At 50.2% G+C, this 21,522-nt stretch carries 22 protein-coding genes; 10 read left to right on the top strand and 12 right to left on the bottom strand.

From position 1 onward, the window contains the following. The first annotated feature begins 72 nt into the window (after positions 1-72). From ispF to KJS94_RS09845, 4 genes are read left to right on the top strand one after another with little or no spacing between them, the layout of a single operon-like run. Positions 73-558, top strand: a complete 486-nt coding sequence (gene ispF, locus KJS94_RS09860) for a 2-C-methyl-D-erythritol 2,4-cyclodiphosphate synthase (protein ID WP_214447395.1) — start codon at positions 73-75, stop codon at positions 556-558. Between the two features lie 40 nt (positions 559-598). Beyond that, entirely contained in the window at positions 599-1,042 is a 444-nt protein-coding gene (dut, locus tag KJS94_RS09855; RefSeq protein WP_214447396.1) for a dUTP diphosphatase, read from the top strand. Between the two features lie 5 nt (positions 1,043-1,047). Beyond that, on the top strand, positions 1,048-1,866 hold the full coding sequence (gene lolB1 / locus KJS94_RS09850) for a lipoprotein insertase outer membrane protein LolB1 (RefSeq protein ID WP_214447397.1): 819 nt from the start codon (positions 1,048-1,050) through the stop codon (positions 1,864-1,866). Between the two features lie 48 nt (positions 1,867-1,914). Beyond that, positions 1,915-3,237, top strand: coding sequence for a murein hydrolase activator EnvC family protein (locus KJS94_RS09845; protein ID WP_214447398.1), 1,323 nt, complete (start codon positions 1,915-1,917; stop codon positions 3,235-3,237). Positions 3,238-3,363: 126 nt separating this feature from the next. Here the strand turns inward: KJS94_RS09845 and KJS94_RS09840 are convergent, their stop codons facing one another. The 3 genes from KJS94_RS09840 to bshA all read right to left on the bottom strand — a co-directional run bounded on the left by KJS94_RS09840 (position 3,364) and on the right by bshA (position 7,948). Further along, the gene (locus KJS94_RS09840; protein ID WP_214447399.1) at positions 3,364-4,758 is read right to left on the bottom strand and encodes a M16 family metallopeptidase; all 1,395 of its coding nucleotides are present in this window, start codon (positions 4,756-4,758) and stop codon (positions 3,364-3,366) included. Beyond that, the gene (locus tag KJS94_RS09835; RefSeq protein WP_239804117.1) at positions 4,755-6,146 is read right to left on the bottom strand and encodes a M16 family metallopeptidase; all 1,392 of its coding nucleotides are present in this window, start codon (positions 6,144-6,146) and stop codon (positions 4,755-4,757) included. Before KJS94_RS09835 ends, KJS94_RS09840 begins: the two co-directional genes overlap by 4 nt. A 671-nt stretch (positions 6,147-6,817) precedes the next feature. Further along, positions 6,818-7,948, bottom strand: coding sequence for an N-acetyl-alpha-D-glucosaminyl L-malate synthase BshA (bshA, locus tag KJS94_RS09830; protein ID WP_214447400.1), 1,131 nt, complete (start codon positions 7,946-7,948; stop codon positions 6,818-6,820). A gap of 112 nt (positions 7,949-8,060) precedes the next feature. Here bshA and KJS94_RS09825 point away from each other — a divergent pair, with 112 nt between their 5' ends. Further along, a complete protein-coding gene (locus KJS94_RS09825; RefSeq protein WP_214447401.1) occupies positions 8,061-9,434 on the top strand; it encodes a M20/M25/M40 family metallo-hydrolase in 1,374 nt (457 codons plus the stop codon). A 52-nt stretch (positions 9,435-9,486) separates the two neighbouring features. Then, complete coding sequence (locus tag KJS94_RS09820) at positions 9,487-9,900, top strand: hypothetical protein (RefSeq protein ID WP_214447402.1); 414 nt, start codon at positions 9,487-9,489, stop codon at positions 9,898-9,900. Here KJS94_RS09820 and KJS94_RS09815 read toward each other — a convergent pair whose 3' ends face one another. Both KJS94_RS09815 and KJS94_RS09810 read right to left on the bottom strand, forming a co-directional pair. Continuing rightward, positions 9,901-10,614 (bottom strand): SAM-dependent methyltransferase, encoded by a 714-nt coding sequence (locus KJS94_RS09815; RefSeq protein WP_214447403.1) that lies wholly within the window; start codon positions 10,612-10,614, stop codon positions 9,901-9,903. Positions 10,615-10,616: 2 nt separating this feature from the next. Beyond that, complete coding sequence (locus tag KJS94_RS09810) at positions 10,617-11,375, bottom strand: EI24 domain-containing protein (RefSeq protein ID WP_214447404.1); 759 nt, start codon at positions 11,373-11,375, stop codon at positions 10,617-10,619. Between the two features lie 53 nt (positions 11,376-11,428). Between KJS94_RS09810 and KJS94_RS09805 the strand changes: the two genes are divergently transcribed. Continuing rightward, a complete protein-coding gene (locus KJS94_RS09805) occupies positions 11,429-12,040 on the top strand; it encodes a DNA-3-methyladenine glycosylase (RefSeq protein ID WP_239804116.1) in 612 nt (203 codons plus the stop codon). On the opposite strand, the gene KJS94_RS09800 is transcribed toward KJS94_RS09805, so the two are convergent. Both KJS94_RS09800 and upp read right to left on the bottom strand, forming a co-directional pair. Then, positions 12,030-13,043: a PorP/SprF family type IX secretion system membrane protein gene (locus tag KJS94_RS09800; protein ID WP_214447405.1), complete on the bottom strand. Its 1,014-nt coding sequence runs from the start codon at positions 13,041-13,043 to the stop codon at positions 12,030-12,032. The genes KJS94_RS09805 and KJS94_RS09800 overlap by 11 nt on opposite strands. 56 nt (positions 13,044-13,099) lie before the next feature. Beyond that, complete coding sequence (gene upp, locus KJS94_RS09795; RefSeq protein WP_214447406.1) at positions 13,100-13,750, bottom strand: uracil phosphoribosyltransferase; 651 nt, start codon at positions 13,748-13,750, stop codon at positions 13,100-13,102. A gap of 122 nt (positions 13,751-13,872) precedes the next feature. Here upp and KJS94_RS09790 point away from each other — a divergent pair, with 122 nt between their 5' ends. Continuing rightward, positions 13,873-14,976 carry an anhydro-N-acetylmuramic acid kinase gene (locus KJS94_RS09790; protein ID WP_214447407.1) on the top strand — a complete coding sequence of 368 codons (1,104 nt, stop codon included), beginning with the start codon at positions 13,873-13,875 and terminating at the stop codon, positions 14,974-14,976. A 44-nt stretch (positions 14,977-15,020) separates the two neighbouring features. Here KJS94_RS09790 and KJS94_RS09785 read toward each other — a convergent pair whose 3' ends face one another. The 5 genes from KJS94_RS09785 to ade form a co-directional block, all read right to left on the bottom strand. Further along, on the bottom strand, positions 15,021-15,764 hold the full coding sequence (locus KJS94_RS09785) for a LytR/AlgR family response regulator transcription factor (RefSeq protein WP_214447408.1): 744 nt from the start codon (positions 15,762-15,764) through the stop codon (positions 15,021-15,023). Further along, positions 15,742-16,800, bottom strand: coding sequence for a sensor histidine kinase (locus KJS94_RS09780; RefSeq protein WP_239804115.1), 1,059 nt, complete (start codon positions 16,798-16,800; stop codon positions 15,742-15,744). Before KJS94_RS09780 ends, KJS94_RS09785 begins: the two co-directional genes overlap by 23 nt. Before the next feature lie 15 nt (positions 16,801-16,815). Then, positions 16,816-17,169, bottom strand: coding sequence for a DUF4288 domain-containing protein (locus KJS94_RS09775; protein WP_214447409.1), 354 nt, complete (start codon positions 17,167-17,169; stop codon positions 16,816-16,818). A 32-nt stretch (positions 17,170-17,201) separates the two neighbouring features. Further along, positions 17,202-17,936, bottom strand: a complete 735-nt coding sequence (locus KJS94_RS09770; protein ID WP_239804114.1) for a LiaF transmembrane domain-containing protein — start codon at positions 17,934-17,936, stop codon at positions 17,202-17,204. Positions 17,937-18,089: 153 nt separating this feature from the next. After that, the gene (gene ade, locus KJS94_RS09765) at positions 18,090-19,715 is read right to left on the bottom strand and encodes an adenine deaminase (RefSeq protein ID WP_214447411.1); all 1,626 of its coding nucleotides are present in this window, start codon (positions 19,713-19,715) and stop codon (positions 18,090-18,092) included. Between the two features lie 255 nt (positions 19,716-19,970). Here ade and KJS94_RS09760 point away from each other — a divergent pair, with 255 nt between their 5' ends. Both KJS94_RS09760 and KJS94_RS09755 read left to right on the top strand, forming a co-directional pair. Beyond that, a complete protein-coding gene (locus KJS94_RS09760; protein ID WP_214447412.1) occupies positions 19,971-20,717 on the top strand; it encodes a LolA-like protein in 747 nt (248 codons plus the stop codon). Between the two features lie 44 nt (positions 20,718-20,761). Further along, positions 20,762-21,472 (top strand): LolA-like protein, encoded by a 711-nt coding sequence (locus KJS94_RS09755; protein WP_214447413.1) that lies wholly within the window; start codon positions 20,762-20,764, stop codon positions 21,470-21,472. The last annotated feature ends 50 nt before the right edge of the window (positions 21,473-21,522 follow it).

The following is a 21,522-nucleotide window of genomic DNA, read 5'->3' as shown; positions in this document are numbered from 1 at the left end:
TTAAGAAAAGGTCCTGCCAATAGCGGGACCTTTTTGCTTAGTATTGCAATGCAATAATCAATCAGGTTAATTATGTATAGAATTGGCTTCGGGATCGATTTCCACCAGCTGGTGGAGGGAAGGGACCTCTATATCGGAGGGGTGAAGATACCCCATCACAAAGGCGCACTGGGCCACAGTGATGCGGATGTTTTGTTACATGCGGTATGTGATGCGCTGCTGGGCGCACTGGCTCTGGGGGATATCGGCATGCATTTCCCTAACAATGATCCCAAATACAAGGACATCGACAGCAAGATCCTGCTGAAGAAATGCTATGAACTCATAAGGGAACGGGGTTATAAAGTGGTGAACGTAGACAGCTCCATTTGCCTGGAAGAACCCAAGATCAAGAAATACAGTTTATCGATGCGGGAGATCATGGCAGAACTGTTGGAGATCGGCCTGGAAGATGTTTCCGTTAAGGCAACCACTACTGAGAAAATGGGCTTCGTTGGCCGGGAAGAAGGGTTGGTGGCCTATGCTACCGTTCTGCTGGTCAAGGGAACTGATCAATAAGAGATAGGGCCATTCCAAAGGGCTTTCTTATTTTCGCGGCATGTCAACCATAAAGGTTAGGATCATCAACCAGTCGGCCCATCCATTGCCGGCCTATGCCACCCCGGGTTCATCTGGAATGGACCTCAGGGCTAATATCGAAGAGGCAATGGCATTAAAGCCCCTGGAAAGGGTGCTGGTCCCAACAGGTATCTTCCTTGAACTGCCTCTTGGCTATGAAGCGCAGGTGCGGCCCAGAAGCGGACTGGCGATCAAGCAGGGCCTGACCTGTTTGAACACGCCCGGGACCATTGATGCGGATTACCGTGGGGAAGTGAAAGTGATCCTCATTAACCTAAGCAATGAAACACAACATATCCATCCGGGTGACAGGATCGCACAAATGGTCATCCAGCAGGTGGAACAGGTACAGTGGATACCTGTTGAAGTATTAAATGAAACAAGCAGAAATGCCGGAGGTTTCGGCCATACCGGCAAATCCTGATTCGCATGAAGAACTATATTCAGCTCATTACCCTGGTAGTATCGGTTTTGGTTTTCAGTTGCAAGGCTTCCAAAAAGATAACTACCGCCATAGCCAAGAAAGATTCAGTAGTCACTGTTCTGGTGGATCCCCATGCCGATAGCATGCGCTATATCGATGAGGTATTGGCGAGCATGCAGAAGAACAAGATCGACTTTTCCACCTTCTCCGGGAAGATGAAGGTTGATTACTGGGATAAGGATGGCAAGGGGCCGGACCTCACTGTTTTTGTCCGCATGAAGAAGGACAGTATCATCTGGCTCTCCATCAATGCTACAGTATTCAGCTATGAAGCCTTTCGCGTATTGATCACCCCGGACAGCGTGAAACTGCTGAACAAGAAGGACAAGGTCTACCAGGAAAGATCAGTCTCTTATTTACAGGAAGTGGCGCAGCTGCCGCTTGACTTCAGTACCATGCAGGACCTGATCATTGGTAATACAGTATATCTTGATTCGGCCAATATCATCTCCTATAAGAAAGAAACCAATTCGATCAGCCTGCTCAGCCTGGGTGGTTTGTTTAAGAACCTCCTGACCATAGGCAGTGAGAACTTCCTCTTGCAGACCAGCAAGCTCGATGATATCAATGCTACGAGGAACCGTACCTGTAACCTGAGCTACAGCGATTACAATGGTTCAGCAGGATTTCCCTTCCCAACCATGCGCCGGATCACGGTCTCAGAGAAGTCGGTGCTTGATGTGCAGCTGGAGTTCAAGCAATTCAGCTTTAACGAAAATTTAGCCTACCCCTTCCCTGTGCCGAAAAATTATACCATTAAGTAAACGTTTGGAAAGGTATATTTGAAACAATCGTTCACCAACAGCAATCGCATGATCAAAAAAATCCTTCTGTTCACCTTGATTTGTTTCTCTGTTTTGGGCGGCTATGCCCAGAACCAGAGCAGTGCGGAATTGAAAAGAAGGCAGGCTGATATCCAAAGGGAGATCGATGAATTGCGCAAGCAGCTTGAGCAAACGACAAAGTATAAACGAAAGAGCCTGGGTGAGCTGAACCTGATCCAGAAGAAGATCCGCCTGCGTGAACAGCAGATCAGGAATATCAACGACCAGATCAACCTGATCCAGAGCAGTATCAATGCCAGTTGGAGGGATATTGTAAAACTCAGGGCTGAGTTGGATACCCTGAAGTTGCAATACGAGAAGAGCGTTGTGTATGCTTATATGAACAGGAGCAATTACGACTTCCTCAATTTTATCTTTTCTGCCGGCACCTTCAATGATGCCTTAAAGCGGGTAGCTTACCTGAAATCGTATAGGGCTTACCGTGAGCAGCAGGCTTCCGTTATCCGCAATACCCAGCAGATGCTGGAGCAGAAGATCAAGGGCCTTAACCTGAGCAAGAAGGAGAAGAGCCTGGTGTTGCAGGAACAGAACAAGCAGTTCGCCGTATTGCAGGATGAAAGGAAGGAAAAGGATAAGGTGGTTTCCAAGATCAAGCAGGAAGAGCGGGAATTGATGAAGGACCTGACGCAGAAACGCAAGCAGGATGCCAGCCTGAGAAGTGCCATCAATGCGGCGATCAGGAGGGAGATCGAGGCGGAGAGAAGGCGTGTTGCCGCACTGGAGAAGGAGAGAAGGGAGAAGGAAGCAGCTGAAAAGAAGGCCAATGCGAATGCGCCTAAGAAGGATGATGCTGCCACCACTAAGACAACAACAACAACAACCAAACCGCAGCCCAAGGAACAAAAAGAGCTACAGATCTTCGGTAGTGATGAGGTGCGCCTCATATCCGATAATTTTGAAAAGAACAGGGGAAGCCTTCCCTGGCCGGTAAATGCGGGCAGGGTGGTGATGAAATTTGGCCCACATTCTTATGAAGGATTAACAATTGTTTACGATAACCCTGGCATTACCATAGAAGCAGAAGCGGGAAGTTCCATCAAGGCAGTATTCGATGGGGAAGTGGCTGCGGTAACTTCCGTAGGCCCGGTACAATGCGTGATCGTTCGTCATGGAAAATACTTCACTTCATATAGCAACTTGTCTTCGGTAAGTGTTTCCAAAGGCCAGCAGGTAAAGACAGGCCAGGTTGTGGGAAGATTGTATGAGAAGGATGGCGGCAGGGGTGAACTGGAGTTCCTGATCACCAATGAAAAATCCGTGAACCTCAACCCCGAGGCCTGGTTACGCTAAGGGAAGCTGGTTTTATCGATAATAAAAGTGGAATGTTGCTTGGGATGGTCGATCCCGTCAACATTCCACTTTCTTTTTGTAATGGGCACTTCTATCGGCAACGATCTCTGGAGATGATCAATTGGCCTAGAAGGCCTTTTTCTTTTTCCTGGTATCGTTGATCGTATTCATCTGGCTTTCCAATTGCTTCTTATCACCCACGATCACCAGGGTCATGTCCTCGTAATTGAGGTATTTGCGTGCCATGTTCTGCACCTGTGCAGGGGTGACCGAATAAAGGTTCTTGATGCGGTTGGTGAGATAGGTTTCCTTCAGGCCGAACATGTCCATGTAGTTCAGCTGTTCGATGATCCCATCCGCGCTCGAATTGGTCAGCACAAAACTTCCCGCTTCATAATTCTGGATACCTTTTAATTCCTCTGCAGGAGGCGGCGCGGCTTGCAAACCCCTGATCTCCTTGGAGATCTCAAAAAGGGAAGCACCCGTTGATTCACTGGTTACATCGGCCTTCTCATACCAGACTGCGTTGGACTGGCGCTCCATTACTGCGCTGTATGGACTGTAGGTATAACCCTTGTCCTCCCGGATATTCCTGGTGATGCGGGAGCCAAAGGATCCGCCCAGCAAGGAATTAGTGATCTCCATCTGGGTGAATTCCGGGCTGCTGACATCCGGTACAGGTGTTCCCAGGAATAGGGTGGATTGCGGTGCATTGGGACGGTCAATGATCACCAGCTCACTGCTCTTATTGGCCTTCACGGGTGGATAGCTGATGGCAGGACCTTTCGCCCAGTTGCCGAGTGATTGGCTCACTGCGGTGTTCACCGCCGCGGCATCGAAATTGCCGGCAACATAGATACTGGTGCGTTGGGCACCGAACTGTTTATTGTAAAAATCCCTGGCCTTCTCAACCGTCAGGGCATTCAGTCCTTCCTCGGTCGGGAACTGTGATGCGTAAGGATGGTCCTTAAAAAGAATAGAGAAGAACTCCTGTTGGGCCTGGGCATCGGGCTGCCCTTTCCTTACGGTCAGTTCCCGCTTAAGGTCGTTTTTCAAACGTTCCCCTGCAGCGGCCGGGAAGGCAGGCGTGGTAAGTACTTCAGCGATCAGGCGGATGAATTCAGGAGCGTATTCTGATAATACCGATCCTCCAATGGAGATGGATTCCATCCCTACATTGATGCTCAGGCGACCACCCATGGCGGCTACTTTTTTGGACAGGGACTGGAGGTCATTCTGGAGGCTTCCTTCTTCCATGAGCTTACCCATGTAGCGGGCCAGCCAGGTCTCACCTTTGGCTTCATGAACCAGGCCTGTCTTTACCACTACCCTCACTGTCACCTTGGGAATATTACCATAAGGAACCATGGTCAGTTTCAGCCCGTTGGGCAGTTCAATTTTCTTGCTGGCCGGCAATACAAAATCCTTTGGTTTGCCTGCAGCTGGTAATTGCGTTTGTGCTTCTGCGGTAGTAGCTGAAAGAAGCAAAGCAAAACTTGTATAAAGGATCAGGTTCTTCATTTTGTCTCTTTTTTAGCGGGTTGGGAAATGAGGATGGTCCTGTTGGTGGGACGCAGGTAATCCCTGATGGTGGAACGAACCAATTCCGGTGTCACCTGTTGGAAAGCGGCTTCTAGTTGGTTCACCCTCGATGGGTTATCATCAAAGAGCGCGAAGCAGGCCAGCAGGTCGGCAAGTCCAATGCCATAGAATCCGCCAAGGTTATCGTAAAGGGAAGATCGCATCTTCACCATGGCCAGGTTGATGGATTCCTGTGTCACCTCCTTCTCCAGTTCTGCAAGGGATTGGTCAACTTTTGCAATGATGGAATCGGCATTGACAGTCCCGTCGTAGATGCAATCCATCATCCACAGCATGGGACCGTTATAGTTGAACATATTGCCCAGGTAATTGATGCCGCCGTTAATGTTGCTCGTATAGCCCTTCTCCTGTACAAGGTGTTGGAACAGTTTGGAATCCTTTCCTTCTACCAGCAATTCGCTGATCATCCCCATGGCATAATACTGTGGTGTATTGCGCTCCGGCATTTTGTAGGCGATGGCAATGGCCGGTTTGGAGATCAGTGGATCTTCCTTGGAAAAGCGTTTCTCCTTTTGCTGTACCGGTTCAGTGAGGTCTGGTTTGGCCGGTAACTGGGAAGCAGGGATGGCGCTGAAGTATTTGTCGATCCAGGCTTTGGCATTGGCGATCTCGAAATCCCCAACGATCACCAGGGCTGCGTTATTGGGGGAATAGTAAGTGCTGAAAAACGATTTTACATCTTCGAGGTTAGCGGAATCAAGGTCCTTCAGGTCGCCATAAAAGTTATGCGCATTGTACCAGTTCTCATTGGCGTATTGCGGCATATCCAGCCAGGGGAAGCCGCCATAGGGACGGTTCAGCACGTTCACTTTTACTTCGTTCTTCACCACGCCCTGCTGGTTGGTGAGGGCTGCCTGGTTCAGGTCCAGGGCCTTCATCCTGTCAGCCTCTGCCCAGAGAATAGGCTCCAGCATGTGGGAAGGCATGACTTCAAAATAGTTGGTAAAATCAAAACGGGTAGAACCGTTATTGAAACCGCCGTTCCTTTCGGTGAGTTTATCAAACTCACCCTTGGGGAAGTTCTTCGAACCCTGGAACATCATGTGTTCGAAGAGGTGGGCAAAGCCCGTCCTGTTCTTCGGCTCGATCCTGAACCCAATATTGTAATACACAGCCACCGTTACAATGGGAGCGTGCTTGTCCTGCGACAACACGACTTTCAACCCATTGGCAAGTTTGTAATATTCTACCGGGATGGTCATTCCCTTTCCGGCTTTCGGGACAGGGTCATTGGCCATGGTCGTCAATGGTACCAGGCAAAGGGCATAAAAGGCTTTCCGCAATCCGTGCCTTAAACTGAATTTCATATGCGAAAGGTTATGGTTAATGTCTTTCAATTTACCAAATATAACCGCTGCGGAAAAGGGAATGTTGGGGGTTGGATGATTTTACCCAGTAGCGGTGGATAGGCTATTGGACGGGGGAATCCCCCACGCCACCATGGTGTCTTAGGACCATTACCCGTCGCCCTTGTTGTGTCTTATGACCAACGGGTAATTGGAAGATGAGCTTAGCTGTTGGATGAATACATATTTCGCCTTTTATACATCGGGGTCCCCTTCGGGAGACCCCGCTGGGGTTAACTGTAGGAACTGTTGGTGATAACACACTACAGCAGCGCAGAATACAATTGCATCGCTACAATTTTACCCCATCAGGGTCTCCCGAAGGGGACCCTGATGAATAGCAGGATGGAGTTCCATTGGGGAATCCCGAAGAAAACTCCTATGTGGTGATATTATGTAATAGCCAACCGGCGCCCCGTTGTGTCTTATGACCAACGGGTAGTTGGAAGATGAGCGTAGCTGTTGGATGCATAAACATTTCGCCTTTTATACATCGGGGTCCCCTACGGGAGACCCCGCTGAGGTTAAATAGTCCCCCGTCGCCCCCGTTGCGTCCTATGACCAACGGGTTAAAAAAACGGGAAAGAAAATGGATGTTTTTCTTTCCCGTTACTATCGATGTGGTTTGTCAATTATCCTTGCGTAAACAGGAACCTGTTATAGAGCGCCTCGTACTGCGGAACGATATGATGGATATCGAAGCGGTTGGCTTGCTCGCGGGCCTGGTCCTTGAAGATGCGAAGCTTTTCGTCATTACTCAGCAGGTCGATAGCGTGTTTGCTCATGCCGGCCACATCGCCTACGGCACCCAGGTAACCGGTCTGGCCATGGATATTGATCTCCGGCAAACCACCGGCATTGGAACTGATCACTGGCACACCTGCGGCCATGGCTTCCAGTGCGGCTAAACCAAAGCTTTCATATTCTGATGTGAGCAGGAAAAGGTCTGCGATGGCCAGGATCTCCTCCATCTGTTCCTGCTTACCCACAAAGCGGATATGGTCGCAGATGCCTAGCTCCCTGCTCAGGCCTTCTGCCATCGGGCGTTCTGGGCCATCCCCTACAAACAGCAGTTTGCTAGGCACTACTTTCACTACGTTGGCGAATATGCGAACAATGTCTTCAATGCGCTTGATCTTCCTGAAGTTGGAAGCGTGCATCAGGATCTTCTCCCCATTGGGCGCAATGACCCTTCTGAAGGCATCAATTCCTTTCTTGGAAAAACGGCTGACGTCAACGAAGTTGTGGATGACCTCTATTTCTTTCTCGATCTTAAACGACTTATAGGTTTCTTCACGGAGATTATCAGAAACCGCGGTAATGGCATCACTTTCGTTGATGGAGAATGTAACCACAGGAGCATAGGTCTTGTCCCTTCCCACCAGTGTAATATCTGTACCATGCAATGTAGTGATGACCGGAATGCTTTTACCGCTCTTCAACAGGATCTGCTTGGCCATATAGGCAGCCGAGGCATGCGGGATGGCATAATGCACATGCAGCAGGTCGAGCTGGTTATTGATGATGACATCCACCATGGTACTGGCCAATGCGGTTTCGTAAGGCGGGTAATCGAACAATGGATAGGTAGGTACCCTAACTTCATGGTAGAAGATGTTCGCATTGAATTCGTTCAGCCTTACCGGTTGCTGATAGGTGATGAAATGAACCTGGTGCCCCTTATCGGCAAGGGCCTTTCCCAGTTCTGTAGCAAGAACACCACTACCGCCGAAAGTGGGATAACAAACAATACCAATACGCATAAGGCAAATAAATAGGTTGTGAAGGTAATGGATTTTTCAGCCTTGTTGCAGGCTGCTGCAATAACCAGCCGGATCAATCAAATGTTTGGCTAATTTTAGCAAAATCAACCAAATGAGAACAATACTAGGGATTATCGCGCTGATTTCCGTACAAACGGTAGTAGCCCAGCAGGACGATTCCTTGTTCATCAGGAAACTGGCGGATGAGGTATTGACTGCTGGAAAAGCTTACAACAACCTTCGCACTTTGTGTAAGACTGTCGGGCCACGTCTTGCCGGCTCACCGGGCATGTATAAGGCTGAAGCCTGGGGAAAGCAGGTGCTGGAAGAATCGGGTGCCGACAGGGTATGGCTGCAGGAATGCATGGTTCCCCATTGGGAAAGGGGAAAGAAAGAAGAAGCCTGGTACACCATCAAAGGGGAGAAGGCTAAGAAGGTCAATATGGATATCCTGGCCCTGGGCAATTCCGTGGGAACTGACCCTAAAGGCATCACTGCCCCGGCCATCCTGATCAATGATTTCAATGAACTGGAAGCGAAGAAGGACCTGGTGAAAGGGAAGATCGTGGTGTACAATAACATCTTTGATAACCGCAATACACAAACATTCAAGTCTTACGGTGAATCAGGTGCTTACCGAAGGTCTGGTCCAAGTCGTGCCGCCCGTTATGGCGCAGTAGCCGTGATGATCCGTTCGGTTACTGCTGCTGCGGATAACCATCCCCATACCGGCTCCCTTGCTTACGATACCGCCTATCCGAAGATCCCCGCGGCCGCCATAGGACTGCAGGATGCGGATGCGCTGATCGCGGCCCTCAAGGCCGGTAAGGAGGTCAATATCTATTACCGTTCCGATGCCCGTTTCTATGGTGATACCCTTGGCCATAATGTGATCGGTGAATTGAAGGGCACCGAGTTCCCGGAGAAGTACATAACAGTAGGCGGCCACCTGGACAGCTGGGATCCTGCCGAAGGTGCGCATGATGACGGTGCCGGTTGCGTGCATTCCATTGAAGTGCTGCGTGCCCTGAAGGCTATTGGGTACAAGCCCAGGCATACCATCAGGGTTGTGCTTTTTGCCAATGAAGAGAACGGATTGCGTGGCGGCAACAAGTATGCCCAGGAAGCTAAGGCCAAAGGCGAACAACATGTATTTGCGCTGGAAAGTGATGCCGGTGGTTTCACCCCAAGGGGATTCGGTTTCACCATCGACAAGGAAAAACTGGAGAGGATGCAGGCCTGGTTGCCCCTCTTCCTGCCTTACGGGGTACACCAGTTGACAGCAGGTGGCGGCGGTGCTGATATCGGTCCGTTGAACAGGGCACTGGGTACGCCCCTTGCTGGCTTAACACCTGATGGTTCCCGGTATTTTGATGTACACCATGCCCGCAGTGATGTGTTTGAGCATGTGAACAAGCGGGAGCTGGAGCTTGGCTCCCTTAACATGGCCATATTGATCTATCTGGTAGATAAATACGGATTATAATAATGGTGCATATAAAAAGATGAGTTATTTTCACCCCTGAAAAAACTTTACTATGGGAAGATTTCTGTCTATCATTATCATTGCCTTATTGGTGATCGGGGGTGCATTCTTCTACTGGCGCTATTATTGGGTATTCGGTGAAGGGGTGAAGGCCGGTGAACTGAATTTCCTGGTGAAGAAAGGGTATGTTTTCAAGACCTATGAAGGAAAGCTGATCCAATCTGGTTTCAAGGGTGGCATGGCTGGCAGCATCCAGTCCTATGAGTTTGAATTCTCCGTATCTGACCCGAAGATCGCCGAGACCCTGATGAACAATAGCGGGAAGAATTTTGAATTGCATTACAAAGAACACCTGGGCGCAATTCCCTGGAGGGGAAATTCCAACTATATCGTTGATTCCATCCTGTCCATGAATGGGGTTCCCACGGATAAAGTGATCTCACCTAAACATCAACCAACCCAGTGATTACTGGGCTTGCATCAGGAATATAGCCGGACGTTTATGGATGTCCGGCTTATTTTTTTGCCATGCCGATAATGTCCTGGTCTGTATGGTTTCCTCCCCGCCGGTGATATCTACGGCTATGCATAACCGTGTGTTGGGCTTACAATGGGCAATGATGGAATCAATGAGTTGGTTATTGCGATAGGGGGTTTCAATGAAGATCTGGGTGCAGTCCTTCTTTGCTGACTCCAGTTCCAGTTCTTTCAGTACCCTGCTGCGTTGCTGGTTATCGATAGGGAGGTAGCCATTGAACTTGAAGCACTGGCCGTTCATGCCACTGGCCATCAAGGCCAATAGGATGGAACTGGGGCCTACCAATGGTTTAACCCGGGCACCCATTTCCTGTGCAGTGGCCACCAATAGCTGGCCAGGATCGGCCACACCCGGACAACCAGCCTCACTGATGATGCCGATCGTTTTTCCTCTTTGTAATTGTTGCCTGAACTGGCTCCTGACTTCCTCCTCCGCTTTGTGGATGGCGAACCATTCGTACTGGTCGATCACCATTTCTTTCCATAACTGCTTCAGGTAACGCCTGGCAGTTCTTTCATTCTCCACAAAGAATACCTGGCATTCCTTCACGGCAGCCACTACATAAGCAGGAATGGTTTCCAGGTTCCCCTCATCCAGGAAGGTAGGGATCAACAGCACAGTGCCTATTGCATTACTGGCCATGGTTATTTCTTTTCAAGTTCACGAACACTAAGGGTGGCAGCCACAACGGCATAAGTGGGTGCCAGTATCCACCCGATAAAGGGGATGATATGCATGAGGTAGAACAACAGGCCGTTGCCGATAGCCAGTCCTTTATGCTGCGATATGAATTCGATGCTTTGTGAGGGACTCATCTTCCTGCGTTCGCAACTGTAATCGATCATGGAGAAACCATAGTAATAACATTCGGAAAACAAGGACAGCATTGGGCTGATCCAGCCGACCACCGGGATAATGGACAGCAACAGGATGGAGACCGTATAGACGGTTTGCCATAACATGTTACGCAGTGCAAGCCTGATGCCCCTGATGATATCCTTCATCAGCTGCCTGAAGCTGAAAGGGAAATCCTTGCCTTCCAGGATGGATTCTGTCTTTTCGCTCAGGTAGGCAAACAGGGGCGAGCCAACGATGAGGAAGAAATATTTGAAGAGGGAAAAGTAGAAGAATACAAGCAATAGCCTGACCATGATCCCGCCCATCAGGAAAATAAAACTCAGGAAGGGACTTTTCTGTTCCTGTAGCCAGCGGTCGATACCGATCAGGTTACTGAGGTAATTAACGGCGTCGTTGCTGGAATTGACAAAGAAATACATGCCTGTCACAAACAGGATCATGTACAGGATACCGGGAATAATGATCCATCGCCAGAGCTTGTGCTCACCAATGAAACGGTGGGCTTTGATATAGGACTCTATAGCTATGATGATCTCTTTAAGCAAATGGGTAAGTTTTAACGGCCTAAATTTATTACTTTGAACCAACACTGGCGACAATGATGCGGAAATTGGGAACATCTTTCTTTCAAAGGCCTGATGTGGTGGAACTGGCGAGGGAGCTGGTAGGTAAGGTACTCGTCACCAATTTTAATGGGATGAAGACCAGCGGCAGGATCGTTGAGACCGAAGCTTACAATGGCATAGTGGACAAGGCCTCCCATGCTTTTGGCGGGCGAAGGACGGCCAGGACCGAAGTGATGTATGCACCGGGTGGAACTGCGTATGTATATCTCTGTTATGGTATCCACCATTTGTTCAATATTGTCACCAACCTGGAGGATATCCCGCATGCAGTGCTGGTGAGGGCCATCCATCCCCTGGAGGGGATACCGGTCATGCTGGAAAGGATGGGCAAACCCAAACAGGATCATACCATTGGCCGTGGACCGGGAAATCTGTCAAAGGCCCTCGGGATCTCCACCCTTCATACAGGCCTTCTGCTCAACAACGAGATCTATATTGCTGATGATGGTTATGCCGTTAGCGCAGATCAGCTGGTAGCGACACCCAGGATCGGGGTGGACTATGCAGGCGAAGACGCAAAATTGCCCTACCGGTTTTACCTGCAGGGCGATCCCTACGTGAGTGGGAAGAAGTTTAAAACTTAGGACAGGGGATATCCTTCCGGCCATCACTTGGCCTGCGTATATAGATGAGCGATATTTCAATACCCCCGCGACGCTGGGAAGCCGTCTTCAGGTTGGAAGTGTTCACATCATAGGTTGCTCCCAATCGGAAATCACCCCATTCAAGTCCCAGGTAGGGGATGAGCGCATCACCAAAGCGCATCCAGGAACCGGCATAAAAATTCGTTGGCCTTTCTTCATCCTGGTTCAGGTGAAAAGCTACTGCACCACCCACAACGGTTTCATTGGCGCCGGCTTGCTGGGTATGCAGGGCAGAAAGGTGCAAGGTAGCATTATCGGCAATGGGCAGGTAGCCACCACCATGCAGCGTGAAGCGCGGTTGGATGGTATAGAATCCATTGGTGAAATTCTCCTTGGGCCGGTTGATATGGTAAACCGATGCGCCAAGATAGAAGTTGTTATCGCCACCGGCGGATCCACTATAGAGAATACCCGCATTGAAATCGAAATAATCCACGGCGATCCTGCTACCATCAATGGCCTCACCACTAGGATTGCTCCAGGTACCGTCGAGGGCCAGTTCGTTTTCAAAGTTCAGTTGCGAACCATCCAGCCGCTTGGCAGCATATACACCCTGGAAGCCTACGCCTAGCTGGTGGAAGCCATCTTCATCAAGCGCTTTATGATAGGCAGTGGAAAAAGCAACATAGTTGGAATTGAGGATGCCGTTTGCGGTGCGGTCGGTCATTACCATGCCGCCGATCCCCCAGGTATCCCATTCATTGATCTTGCCGCTCATGATGGGGGCATCCAGGGAAAGGGTTGAGGTTACGAAAGCCTTGCTGATGGTCGGCCACTGGTCCCGGTAATTGCCTGCAGCCCTCAGGGTACCGTTGAACTTACCGGTAAAGGCAGGGTTCAGCGTCAGGGGGGATGCAAAGAATTGTGAAAAATGGGGATCCTGTGCATTCAGCCGGACTGTGCAAAAGCTTGCAAGGATAAGTAAGCAGAATAGTTTTCTCATAACCACGGTCCGGTAAAATACAATTTTTCCCTTATGGCAGCTGTTAATATTTGATATCAGGACTGCATTTTTGGACCAAAGGCAAGGTCGCCCGCGTCGCCCAGTCCGGGAACGATATAGCTTTTGGCAGTCAGTTCTTCATCAATGGCCCCGCACCAGATCTTGACATTGGGTTCATTGCGGTGGAGGTATTCGATGCCTACGGTACAAGCGATAGCGCACACTATATGGACCTCTTTTGGCGCACCTTCATCACGCAAATGCTGGATGGTCTTCACCAGCGAAGCACCGGTAGCCAGCATGGGATCAGCAATGATCAGCACCCTGCCATCGAGTTCGGGACAGGAAACATATTCCATGCTGATCTCGAAACTGCCATCGGGATGGTGCTTGCGGTAGGCGGAGATAAAGGCATTGTCGGCCTTATCGAAATAGTTGAGCAAGCCCTGGTGGAGGGGCATACCGGCCCTTAGGATGGTGGCCAATACAGGCTGCTGGGACAGGACCTTACAGTTGGAACTACCCATGGGCGTGGGGACCTCTTCAACATGATGGGCCATATGCTTGCTGATCTCCAGGGCCGCCACTTCGCCGATCCTTTCCAAGTTCCTGCGGAAGCGCATACGGTCCTGCTGGATGTTCACATCCCTGAGTTCCCTTACCCAATCACAAAGCAATGAATAGTTCTTACTGAGGTTGACAACCATAAACGATTTTTTACAAGGGTGGCCGCGACTTTTCTTCCCTGCTAACTAGCCTCATTAGTCGTATTTTGCGGCCGCAAAAGCAAATCTAAACCTCAGGTAGGGAATACTAAAATCATTTTTTCATGTTATACAAAGCAATTGGTCTGATGAGCGGCAGTTCGCTCGATGGGTTGGATATCGCCTATGTGCATTTCCAGGAAACAGGAGGTAAGTGGTCGATGGAGATCGTGGCGGCGGAATGCTATCCCTATACCGGTGAATGGGTAGAGAAACTGAAGAATGCCATCCATCTTTCAGCCCAGGACTATATGCTGCTGCATGCGGAATACGGCCATTATATTGGTCGCGAAGTGAACCGGTTCATTGCTGCCCATCACCTGGAACATAAGGTGGACATGATCGCTTCCCATGGCCATACCACCTTCCATATGCCAGCCCAACTCATGACCGGCCAGATCGGTGATGGTGCGGCCATCGCGGCGGAGACCGGCCTGCCGGTGATCAGCGACCTCAGGGCCCTGGATGTGGCCTTTGGCGGACAGGGGGCTCCCATTGTGCCGATCGGGGAGAAATTGCTGCTGGCCGATTATGCTTTCCTACTCAATATCGGCGGGATCGCCAACCTCTCCTTCAGGAAGGATGACCAATATTTTGCCTTTGATATCTGTGCTGCCAACAGGGTGCTGAACATGCTGGCCCAACAGGAAGGATTGCTGATGGATGCCGGTGGCCAACTGGCAGCTGCAGGAAGCCTCGACCCATCCCTTTTGGGGAGCCTGAATGGTTTGGAATACTATGACCAGCCCTACCCGAAATCCCTTGCCAATGATTTCGGGACCGATATCGTGTTCCCAATGGTGGCGGATGCCGGCTTGTCAACCTCAGATGCTTTACATACCTATTCGGTTCATATCGCAGCCCAGTTGAAACGCAGCCTGCAGGAGATCAGCACCAGGGAGGGCATTAGCCTTGCCGGCCAGAAACTGCTGGTTACGGGCGGCGGCGCGTTGAATGGTTTCCTGGTGGAAGCCATCCGTAATGAGCTGGCAGGAACCGGGGTAGAAGCGGTTGTACCTGACCGTCAGTTGATCGAATTCAAGGAAGCCGTTATCATGGCCCTGATCGGGGTGCTACGCTGGAGGGAGGAATACAATGTGCTGGCATCAGTTACCGGTGCCCGACGCAACAGCATCGGCGGTGCCTTATGGTTGGGAGTGGAAGCCTGAGCAGGAATGCCTGTTCAGGGCAGAAGCCCTCTAGTATCGCCTGATCAAATACCCAATACAGATTTAAGTTTGGTATAGCCCGTTTTACTGACCGGCAACTTATGGCCATTCCTCAGCGTGACCAGGTAGCTGTCCTTTTCATGCGCGTCCAGTCTTGTCAGTTCCTGCAGGTTGAGGATATAGGAGCGGTGGATCCGGGTGAAGCGGTTGGGGTCCAGCTGCACTTCGAAGGAAGCCATGGTCTTCTTTTTCAGGAAACTGGCTTCTTTCGTTACGATCCGGGTATAATCATCAGCTGCTTCCAGGTAAATGACCTCATCTACCGGGATGATCTTGATGACTTGTCCATTTCTGACCACGATGCGGTTGGGTTGCGCGGCCGCCACCGGGTTGCTTTCCAGCAGTTCCTGCAGGTTGACCGCTGCTTTTTCCTTCTGTGCCTGTTGCAGGAATTTATTCACTGCCTTCTCAAAGCGCTCCCTGGTATAGGGTTTGAGCAGGTAATCAATGGCATGGGCTTCAAAGGCCTTCACGGCATATTCCTCAAATGCCGTGGTGAAAATAATGGCCGGTGGATGATCGATCAGTTCCAGCATTTCAAAGCCGGTGATCTTGGGCATCTGTACATCCAGGAATACCAGGTCGGGCTGGTGGGTGGCAATGGCCTTAAGTCCGGCAAACCCGTCATTACAGGTATCCATTACCGTTATGTCAGGGAAGCCCTTGAGGTATTCCTCTACCATCATTATCGCCAAAGGCTCATCATCAATTATTATCGCTTTGTACATGTAGTTGGGGGATTAGGACGGTGGCGCAAAAGCGACCGTTTTCTGAAGTGGTGGTGAGTAAATCATTCCGGCCATACAGCAGGTAAAGCCTTTTCCTGATCCCGTTCAACCCGAAGCCCGTCCCTTTGTGGGCAGTAGATGTTACCGGGTCAAAAGGGTTACAAACACTTACCACCAATTGCTTATCATTTAGTGTTGCTTCAATCGTGATGTCAACGGTTTCCAGGGTATCGTACAGGCCATACTTGATGGCGTTCTCCACCAGCGGTTGGAGGATCAGTGCAGGCAGCTTCGCTTCATCAGTCGGTGCAGCGGCGCTAATGCTGGCTTGCAGGCGATGGCCAAACCTCAGTTTTTCGATGTTGAGGTAGAGGTTCAATTGTTCCAGTTCTTCTTTCAATGTAGACAATTGGCTATCGTCCACCTTCACTGTTGAACGAAGGAAATCGGAAAGTTGCCCTACCATTTCCCTGGCTTTCTCCGGTTGGATACCGATCAGGGCATTAATGGAGTTGAGGCTGTTGTACAGGAAATGGGGTTGGAGTTGCTGGCGCAACCGAAATAATTCAGCATCCTTCGCAAACTGCTCCACATCCCTCACCCTTTGGGCTTGCATGCTGTTATCCCTGCTGGCTTTGATGGCCATGGAGAGGAAGGCCACCAGGCTGTTCCAGAGCAGGGTAAGGCAGATCCGCGGGACAATGGTTTCGGTTAAATGCGATTCCATCCCGGGGTAACGCTGCAGGAAAATATTCAGCAATATGGATTGCACCAGGGTGGTGATGGCGGTAAGGATATGGATCACCAGCAGCACGCTCCAGAACCTTTCCCTGGATGGGAGGTAGTAACGGAAGACCTGGAATAGGATGAATCCGGATCCTCCCAGCGTCAGGGTATTCAGCAGGCTTTCGGTAATGGTATTGTTCCAGCTGAAACCAGCAACATATAACAGCCAGGCATGACCGAAAAAGACCAAAGCAAGGAGGCCATAGTAAACGCGCCTGATGGTGGTGATATGGAAGTGTTGGTTGTTCAATTGTTTGGTTCTGGTTTAAGGGAGAAAGGGTAGGGGTGTCCTTTTGCTTACCATCATGGCTTTTTGTACAATGGCATCCCGGTAATGGGCACCGCTGGCTTCTTCATGGATGCGGCTGCATATTTCTGCGCCATCCATGAAATTATCGATATGGATCAGTTCCGGTACATCCACAAATTGCCATTGAACGAGTTGGCTGCGATCATTGGTGAAACTGGTTGCTTCCTGCTTTCCCAGTCGACAGGCCTTCTCATAAGCTTCGGCATAGGCATTTGCCTGCACTAGTCTCATCTGTTCATCAAATTGGGGAGTGTGGTCTCCATCGCCGCAAATGATCTGGTAGACCAGTTTAGCTATGAACCATTCCATAAGGATGAAGTTTTGGTTAATGGTTGGTAGGTTCAGCCCTGAACGATCTCAATGCCGCCAAATACTGCACTGTTCTTCAGGTAGAGTGTCTTATCCGAATAAATGGAATGCTGCGGACGCTTGTCTTCTATACCGCCCAGTACCGCAGAATTTTCCATCTTGAGGGTCCAATGGGGCGGGACGATGAGCTTCACACTGCCGAAAACAGCATTGAGTTCTAGGAGTATATTGTTATCGATGAGTTCTGCCTGGGTGAGGTTCACTTCGCTGCTGCCGAAAACAGCAGAGATCTCACCACCCCGGAAATTCTTGGTTACCACATGCTTGCGGGTGCTGCCAAATACCACGCCTTCATCGATCTTATCGCCATTGAAAATATCACTGGGGGTAATTTCTTCCGTGCTGGTACCGGTAGTATCGAAGATGCCCCGATTCTTCCTGCAGGAATGTCTTCCACTCCAGCCCTTAGGCTTGAAGATCAGCCATGCTCCGAAAGCCATGAGGAAGATGGGGACGATCAGGTTCCTCGGGATAAGTCCGGGGAATTCCTTCCTGATCAGGAAGAATAGTCCGATCAGGATGGGCACCATGAAGCCAGCATTGCGGAACCCGTTACTGATACCCGAGAAAACGCCCACTGCGATCAGGATCATGGGCCAGCTGAACAACCAACCGGGGAGAAAAACCACTCCGTATTCATTGGCAATAAGGAGGCCGGCGATCGCGATCAGGAAGATACCAGCCAGTACGCCTTTTTCTTTTATCATGTTGTCTTGGTTATTGGTGATAGGTTGTTGGGGTTTCATTGTCATATTTTTTACCAAAACTATTGTCAATGCCACCCCGGGTCAAGGCTTCATAGGTTATTGCATGCTATTATTCGGTGAACTGCGGAAATGGGTCGGTGAAAATTCCCGGCCTCAGCAAAATTGGAATCGATCGCCGTCGAAAAGCCCCTTGTCGCTCAGCTTCAGGTGCGGGATCACCAGTAGCGCCATAAAGGAGAGCGTCATGAATGGTGCACCCAGCCTGGATCCAAGGTGCTTGGCCATCAGGTCGATCTCGGTATAGGACTTCGCCACTTCGTAACCATTGTCGGCACTCATGAGACCTGCGACCGGCAGCGGAAGTACAGCGCCCTTATCACGGTCCACACAGCTCACCCCGCCCTTTTCCCGGATCACCAGGTTAATGGCCTCGCAAATGCTCTCATCATCCACCCCAACTGCAATAATATTATGACTGTCATGGGCAACCGAAGAAGCGATCGCGCCCCTTTTGAAGCCGAAATTCTTCACAAAGCCTATGGCCACCGGGGCATCGTTATAGCGGTTCACTACCACCATCTTTAAGAGGTCCTTTGCCGGGTTGCTGCAGAGATTGCCATCCTTGTTGATCAGGTCTACCTTAGTAATAGGAATGGCATTCGTGATCAGTTGTCCATCCAACGCCTCAATCGCAGGTTTTAATGGGGCATCCTCCGGTACCTTGAGGTCACCGATGGTGCGGGGCTGGCAATTGAATTGGTTGATGAGGTGGCAGGGCAGGTCAGGGATCAGGCTCTTGCCTTTTTCGGCAACCAGTTCCCCATTGATATAGGTGGCCAATACCTGGAAATTGTCGAGGTCATTGAGGATGATGAAGTCGGCCGGGTCGCCTTCCCGCAAAATGCCCACTTCCATATTATAATGCAGTACGGGATTGATGCAGGCCGCTTTCAGCACATTGAACAGGTCTATCTCATGGTCAACGGCCCGGGCGCAGAGCTGGTTGATATGACCCAGTGCCAGGCTGTCGGGGTGCTTGTCATCGGAGCAGAACATGATCTCATCCGGGTGTTCCTCCAGCAGGCCAACGAGGGCTTCGAAGTTCTTTGCTGCACTGCCCTCCCTGATGATGATCTTCATGCCATATTTCAGTTTATCCATGGCTTCTTCGCGGGTGAAACATTCATGGTCGGTACTGATACCCGCTTCAATATAAGCTTTGGCCGTTTCTCCCCTCAGTCCCGGTGCATGGCCATCGACCGGTTTGTTGAGGGCATGGGCCGCCGCGATCTTCTGCAATACCTCGGGGTCCTTGTTCAGCACGCCCGGGAAATTCATCATTTCGCTGAGATAGTAGATATCCTCCCTTTCCAGCAGTCGGGTGACCGCATCCGCATCGAGGGTGGCACCGGCCGTCTCGAATACTGTTGCCGGTACACAACTGGGCGCGCCGAAATGGAATTTAAAAGGGACCTTCTTGCCGTTCTCGATCATGAAGAGGACCCCGGCTTCCCCGCAGACATTGGCGATCTCGTGCGGGTCGCTGATGGTGGCCACCGTTCCGTGCACTACTGCCAGCTGGGCAAAAGCGGTTGGTACCAGCATGGAGCTTTCGATATGCACATGGGCATCAATGAATCCCGGGCAGATAAAACTGGCTGCCGTATTGATACCATCCGAAAGGTGTCGTATTTTCTCAATGCGGCCATTGCTGATGTACAGCTCGCCAAAGAAGATATTCCTGTTCAAAATATCGATGATATTCCCCTGTATGGCCATGCCCGATTTTTACGCTAATGTACCACTCCCTTCCCACTCACGGGTCGGACGCAGGTCCGACCCGTCTCCGACCCGTCTCCGACCCGTCTCCGACCCGTCTCCGACCCGTCTCCGACGTGTCGGCAATTTTTCTATCCATTTTACCCATAAACCATAGATTTTACCATAATTATGGTGGGTGGTGTAAGGAAATGGTTGAAAGGCTAACAAATAGTAGTATTTACGGTTAAATTTGACTGAATAAATTAATCTGTTATGCCCAAATGGTTAACTGCAGCCTTTGCCTGCTGCCTTACCCTGACTCTATTTACTGCACAAGCCCAGACTGTTGACGAGGTGATCGCCAAATACGTGGAAGCGATTGGGGGAAAAGAGAAACTGAGCAGCATCAAGTCTGTTTATATGGAAGGGGTGGCCGTAATGCAGAATGGAAGTGAGATCACCACCAAGGTGACCAAGGTTGATAAACAACTGATGCGTACCGAAACTTCTTTCGGGATGGGCAGCTTTACCTTCCTCGTAACCGATAAGCAGGGTTGGTTCTCCAATCCGCGCAACGGTGGCAAGTTTGAAGCTATCCCTGAAGACCGTGTTAAGATGGCCCAGTCGGAACTGGATTGTGCTGGCCCATTGGTGGATTATGCCGCCAAAGGCCATAAAGCAGAACTGATCGGCAAGGAGGCCGTTGATGGGGTGGAATATTACAAGGTGAAACTTACCCTGAACTCCGGAAATGACATCACTTATTTCATCGACCCCTCCACTTATTATATCATGCACGAAACCCGCAAAGGTGGTGGCATGATGGGTGGCGGCGGCCGCAGACCAGGCGGTGGTCAGGGAGACCAGGAAATGCGCATCGATTATTCCGACTACCGCAAGACCGATGACGGCTATGTTTTCGCTTACTCTGTAACAAGAGGCGGCATGGGCGGTTCCATGACCTACGAGAAGATCGAGGTGAACAAGCCAGTGGATCCTAAAATGTACAAACCTGAATAACGAATACTGAAACCAATTAAACCATCCATTTCAAAACTAAAAAAATGAAATTAGTAAAGTTTGCATTAGCAGGGATCGTGACCCTGATGAGCGTATTGACTGTACAAGCACAATCTGCGGACGAGATCGTTGATAAGCATATCGCTGCCATTGGCGGTAAGGACAACTGGAAGAAGGTGAATAGTGTAGTCACTGAAGGTAATCTCACCGTACAGGGTGCTGACGTAACTGTCGTTTCCACAGTATTGAACGGTAAAGGTGCTCGCCAGGACATTTCTGTAATGGGTATGACCGGATATACCATCATCACCCCATCTGCCGGTTGGAACTATATGCCTTTCCAGGGCCAGACCAAGGCTGAACCAGCCACTGAGGAAATGGTGAAGGAATCTGCCGACCAACTGGATGCCCAGGGGGTGCTCATTGACTACAAGGCAAAAGGACATTCTGTAGAGTACCTTGGTAAGGAAGATGTTGATGGTACTGAATGCTTCAAGCTGAAGGTTACACATAAGAGTGGTAAGACCGATACCTATTTCATCGATCCGGCCACTTATTACATGCTTCGTTCCATCACCAAGCAGAAGGCCAATGGCCAGGAAGTTGAAGTGACCACCAACTTCAGCAACTTCCAAAAGCTTCCCGAAGGTATTGTGGTGCCTATGAGCATTACCCTTCCATTTGGTGAGATGATCGTTAAGAAAGTTGAGATCAATAAGGCGGTTGACGAGAATATCTTCAAACCGGCCAACTAAATTCCCCTTGCATGCCAGAGCCCGGAAACAATCATCCGGGCTTCTTATTT

This window comes from Flavihumibacter rivuli, from assembly GCF_018595685.2.
GTDB classification, from domain to species: Bacteria; Bacteroidota; Bacteroidia; order Chitinophagales; family Chitinophagaceae; genus Flavihumibacter; species Flavihumibacter rivuli.
Note: the sequence above shows the minus strand (reverse complement) of the source record. Positions and strands in the feature narration are given on the sequence as shown.